Here is a 4,524-nt window from a genome sequence, read left to right on the forward strand (position 1 = left end):
CACCTGGCCGAGCTCGCGGACCGCGTGAAGGCGCTCGAGAAGCGCCTTTCGGCAAAGGAGAGCAAGGATGGCTGATACCGCGATGGACATTGCCGAGGTGATGGCGCACCTTCCGCACCGCTATCCGTTCCTGCTCGTCGACCGGATCAGGGAGGTCGAGCCCGGCAAGCGCATCGTCGCCCTCAAGAACGTGACCATCAACGAGCCGTTCTTCGTGGGCCACTTTCCCGGCCGCCCCGTGATGCCGGGCGTGCTCATCATCGAGGCCATGGCGCAGGTGGGCGGGCTGCTGGTGCTGGAGCAGATGGAGAACCTGGACGACAAGGTGGTCTACTTCATGTCGCTGGACAACGTGAAGTGGCGCCGCCCCGTCACGCCGGGCGACCAGATCCGCTTCGAGGTGGAGGTGCTGCAGATCCGCGGCACCACCTGCCGGATGAAGGGCATCGGCACCGTGGACGGGCACGTGGTGGCCGAGGCGGAGATGATGGCACGCGTGGTGGACAAGTGACGCCCATGGAGACCATCATCGAACCGCAGGTTCACCCCACGGCCCTCGTGGACGAGGCGGCCGAGCTGGGCGAGGGCGTGATCGTGGGTCCGTTCTGCATCGTGGGCCCCGGGGTGCGCATCGGCGCGCGGACGGAGCTCAAGGGGCACGTGGTCATCGAGCGCGACACCGTGCTGGGCGAGGAGTGCCGCATCGGCTACGGCGCGGCGCTGGGGACGGACCCGCAGGACCTCAAGTACCACGGCGAGCCCACGCGGCTGGAGATCGGCGACCGCACGGTCATCCGCGAGTACGCCACGCTCAACCGCGGCACGACGGCCAGCGGCATCACGCGGGTGGGCAGCGACTGCATGCTGATGTCGTACGTGCACGTGGCCCACGACTGCCACCTGGGCGACCACGTGATCCTGTCCAACGCCGTGAACATGGCGGGGCACGTGTCCATCGGCGACTGGGCCATCGTGGGCGGGATGACGCCCATCCACCAGTTCGTGCGGATTGGCGCGCACGCCTTTATCGGCGGGCAGTCGCGCATCAGCAAGGACATCCCGCCGTACGTCAAGGCGGCCGGAATCCCCGTGGAATTGTACGGGCTGAACTCGGTGGGGCTGCAGCGCCGCGGCTTCAACGAGGAGGTGCGGCGCGAGCTCAAGCGGGCGTACCGCCTGTTCTTTGGCTCCACGCACAACACCACGCAGGCGCTGGCGCGGGCCCGCGAGGAGCTGCGCTCGCTTCCCGAGGTGGAGGCGTTCCTCACCTTCTTCGAGACGTCGGAGCGCGGGGTGACGGTCTGATGACGCGCGTGGGCGTGCTGGGCGTGGGCTCGCTGGGCTTTCACCACGCGCGCATCCTGCGCGAGGTGCCCGGGGCCGAGATGGCGGGCGTGTTCGACGACAACCCGGCGCGGCTGCGGACGGTCGCGTCCGAGCTGGGCGTGCGCGCGTTCCGCAGCCGCGAGGAGCTGCTGGAGACCGTGGACGCGGCCGTCATCGCCGTGCCCACGACGGTGCACACGGAGGTGGCGCTCCCCGCCATCGACGCGGGCGTGCACCTGCTGATCGAAAAGCCCATCGCCGTCACGCTGGACGAGGCGGAGCGCATCGTCACGGCCGCGCGGGCAAAGAACCTGGTGGTGGCCACGGGGCACGTGGAGCGCTTCAACGGCGCCCTGCGGGCCTGCGAGCCGTACCTGGAGGACCCGCGCTTCATCGAATCGCACCGCCTGGCGCCGTTCAACCCGCGGGGGACGGACGTGGCCGTGGTGCTGGACCTGATGATCCACGACATCGACCTGGTGCTGGGCCTGGTGGGCCGGCCCGTGGAGAGCGTGGACAGCATCGGCGTGCCGGTGCTGACGGGGAGCGCGGACATCGCCAACGCGCGGCTGAGCTTCGAGAACGGCGCCGTGGCCAACATCACGGCCAGCCGCGTCTCGTTCGAGCGGATGCGGAAGATCCGCTTCTTCCAGAACTCCGGCTACATCTCGCTCGATCTCGCCGCCGGCACGGGCGAGTTCCTGCGGCTCAAGCCCGGCGCGAAGCTGCCGGAGGGCGGGGAGATGGGCGTGGCGGCGCTGCTGGGCCTGGTGGAGCGCATCGAGCTCAAGGGCGACGGCACGGAGCCGCTGCGGGCGGAGCTGCAGGCGTGGGTCTCCGCCGTGCGCGGCGAGGGGCCCGTCGTCGTGAGCGGCGAGGACGGCCGCGACGCGTTGCGCGTGGCCCTGCAGATCATGGAGCGCATCGAGCAGCACGCGGCCGCGGGGCTGGCCGCGCGGGCGTGAGCTCTCATCCGGCCCGGGGCCCTCACCCGGCTCGCTTAGGCTCGCCACCCTCTCCCACAAACTGCGTGGGAGAGGGTGTAGACTTCGTACGAACCTCTGTGCGCGTTTGCACGTTTTTCGTCTTTTCGGGACAGACGCCCTCCTGCCGGCGATGACCCTGTGACCGGGCCGGCTTCCATCCAGGCTTCCGCCGCGCCGGCATTTGGGGCGGCGGCTCCCACGATCTTCATCTCGGCGGGCGAGGAAAGTGGCGACCTGCACGGGGCGGCGCTCGCGCGCGCCCTGCGCGAGCGCTATCCCGCCGCGCGCCTCATCGGCCTGGGCGGCGCGCGCATGCAGGCGGAAGGCGTGCAGACGCTCGCGGGGCTCGACGAGCTGGCCGTGATGGGCTTCGTGGAGGTGCTCAAGCACCTGCCGTTCTTCATCCAGCTGCGCAAGCGGGTGTTCGCCGCGCTGGAGGCCGAGCGCGTAGACCTCGTCATCCCCATCGACTACCCGGGCTTCAACCTGCGCCTGGCGCGGCACGCCAAGGCCATCGGCATCCCCGTCCTCTACTACATCGCGCCGCAGGTGTGGGCGTGGCACAAATCGCGGGTGCGCGACCTGGGCCGCGACGCGGACGAGGTGGCCGTCGTCCTGCCGTTCGAGGAGGACTTCCTGCGCAAGGGCGGCGTGAACGCGAAGTTCGTGGGCCATCCGCTGCTGGACCGGGCGGATCCGGAGCTGCCGCGCGACGAATGGGCGCGGTCGCGCGGGCTGGATCCGGATCGGCCGGTCCTGGCGCTCTTCCCGGGGTCGCGCGCGCAGGAGGTGGGGCGGCATCTGGACCTGTTCTCCGCCGCGGCGGACCTCGTCGTCCGCCGGCGTCCGGACGCGCAGCCGGTGATCGGCGTGCCGGGAGGGATGGACCGTGCGGTGTACGCCGGCGCGCGCTGGCCGCTGATCGACAGCGCGGGCGGGCTGCTGCAGTACGCGGCGGCCGCCATCGCCAAGAGCGGGACGACGACGCTGGAGGCGGGCTTGGCGCTGACGCCGCTCGTCGTCGTCTACCGGATGAACGCGGCCAGCTACGCTCTCGCTAAGCGCGTCGTGAAGGTGCCGCACATCGCGCTCGCGAACCTGATCGCGGAGGACCGTGTGGCGCCCGAGTTCGTCCAGGACGCCGCCACGCCGCAGGCTCTGGCGGACGCGGTGCTGCCGCTGCTGGACGCGGACTCGGAGGAGCGGCGGCGGATGATCGCCGGCTTCTCGCGTGTGCGCGAGCGGCTGGGTGGACCCGGTGCCTCGCGCCGCGTGGCCGAGCTGGCGGCCGAGCTGCTGGCAAAGGGACGATGAGCGATTCACGGTCCCCGGCCAGAGCGACTAAAGTCGCCGCAACGACAGCGGAAAGCCTCGCAAACGGCGCGAGGCTTCAACGGCTCGAGCCGCGCCCCGGTGTAACGGGACGGTGTGCGGCAGGCGCCGTCGGCGAAGGCCGACATCACGTCCTCGGTGCCGCGAATTCATTCGCCGGGGCTGGGGCCCCGCGACTTCCGGCCACGCCCCCCGCCGCGCGAATGAATTCGCCGCTGGAACGGCACGAAGTCCGCCTTCGCGGACTGCACGGGCGAGTCGTGCTCGCGATGGCGGATCTGGCGGGAGGTGCGCGATGACGGCCGATCCGCAGATGGACCGCGGAGCCGGCGAGGCGGAGCGCGCGGAGATCCCGTCGGAGATGACGACGCGGCTGCCGTGGCACCAGTCGGCGCTGGCGGGGATCGGGGGCGCGGCGCTGGACGGCATCATGGGTTCGTGCCGCTACCGCACGGAAGGGGACGAGCACTACGCGCAGTTCCATCGGCAGGGAAAGCCCGTCATCTTCACGCTCTGGCACGGACGGCTGCTGCCGTGCACGTACCACCATCGCGGCCAGGGCGTCGTCACGCTCGTGAGCCTGCACCGCGACGGCGAGTACATCACCCGCGCCGTGCGCCGCTGGGGCTACACGGCCGTGCGCGGAAGCAGCAGCCGCGGCGGGCTGGAGGCGCTGCGCGAGCTCATCCGCCACGTCAAGCACGGCCGCTCGCTCGCCATCACGCCGGACGGTCCGCGCGGACCGTTCCAGAAGATGAAGCCCGGCCCCGCGATCATCGCGCAGCGCACGGGCGCGCCCATCATCCCGGTGGCGTCGGCGGCGAGCCGTGGATGGTTCTTTGGCAGCTGGGACCGGTTCCTGATCCCGCAGCCGTTCGCG

5 protein-coding genes are annotated in these 4,524 nt (G+C 71.0%); all 5 read left to right on the forward strand.

Going from position 1 to position 4,524, the window contains the following annotated elements; translation table 11 throughout:
• Positions 1–67 precede the first annotated feature (67 nt).
• Positions 68–511 carry a 3-hydroxyacyl-ACP dehydratase FabZ gene (gene fabZ / locus VFZ20_RS18050; RefSeq protein ID WP_329685319.1) on the forward strand — a complete coding sequence of 148 codons (444 nt, stop codon included), beginning with the start codon at positions 68–70 and terminating at the stop codon, positions 509–511.
• Positions 512–516: 5 nt separating this feature from the next.
• On the forward strand, positions 517–1,305 hold the full coding sequence (gene lpxA / locus VFZ20_RS18055; RefSeq protein ID WP_329685320.1) for an acyl-ACP--UDP-N-acetylglucosamine O-acyltransferase: 789 nt from the start codon (positions 517–519) through the stop codon (positions 1,303–1,305).
• A complete protein-coding gene (locus VFZ20_RS18060) occupies positions 1,305–2,291 on the forward strand; it encodes a Gfo/Idh/MocA family oxidoreductase (protein WP_329685321.1) in 987 nt (328 codons plus the stop codon). Before lpxA ends, VFZ20_RS18060 begins: the two co-directional genes overlap by 1 nt.
• 159 nt (positions 2,292–2,450) lie before the next feature.
• Positions 2,451–3,626: a lipid-A-disaccharide synthase gene (gene lpxB / locus VFZ20_RS18065; RefSeq protein ID WP_329685322.1), complete on the forward strand. Its 1,176-nt coding sequence runs from the start codon at positions 2,451–2,453 to the stop codon at positions 3,624–3,626.
• A 313-nt stretch (positions 3,627–3,939) separates the two neighbouring features.
• The coding region (locus tag VFZ20_RS18070; RefSeq protein ID WP_329685323.1) for a lysophospholipid acyltransferase family protein at positions 3,940–4,524 on the forward strand (585 nt) is incomplete at its 3' end.

The sequence above is a fragment of the Longimicrobium sp. genome (assembly GCF_036280135.1).
Classification (GTDB): Bacteria; Gemmatimonadota; Gemmatimonadetes; order Longimicrobiales; family Longimicrobiaceae; genus Longimicrobium.

What these genes read in the sequence shown, in the direction of transcription:
- fabZ (WP_329685319.1), top strand. Translation starts at nt 68, where the DNA reads ATGGCTGATACCGCGATGGACATTGCCGAGGTGATGGCGCACCTTCCG.
- lpxA (WP_329685320.1), top strand. Translation starts at nt 517, where the DNA reads ATGGAGACCATCATCGAACCGCAGGTTCACCCCACGGCCCTCGTGGAC.
- VFZ20_RS18060 (WP_329685321.1), top strand. Translation starts at nt 1,305, where the DNA reads ATGACGCGCGTGGGCGTGCTGGGCGTGGGCTCGCTGGGCTTTCACCAC.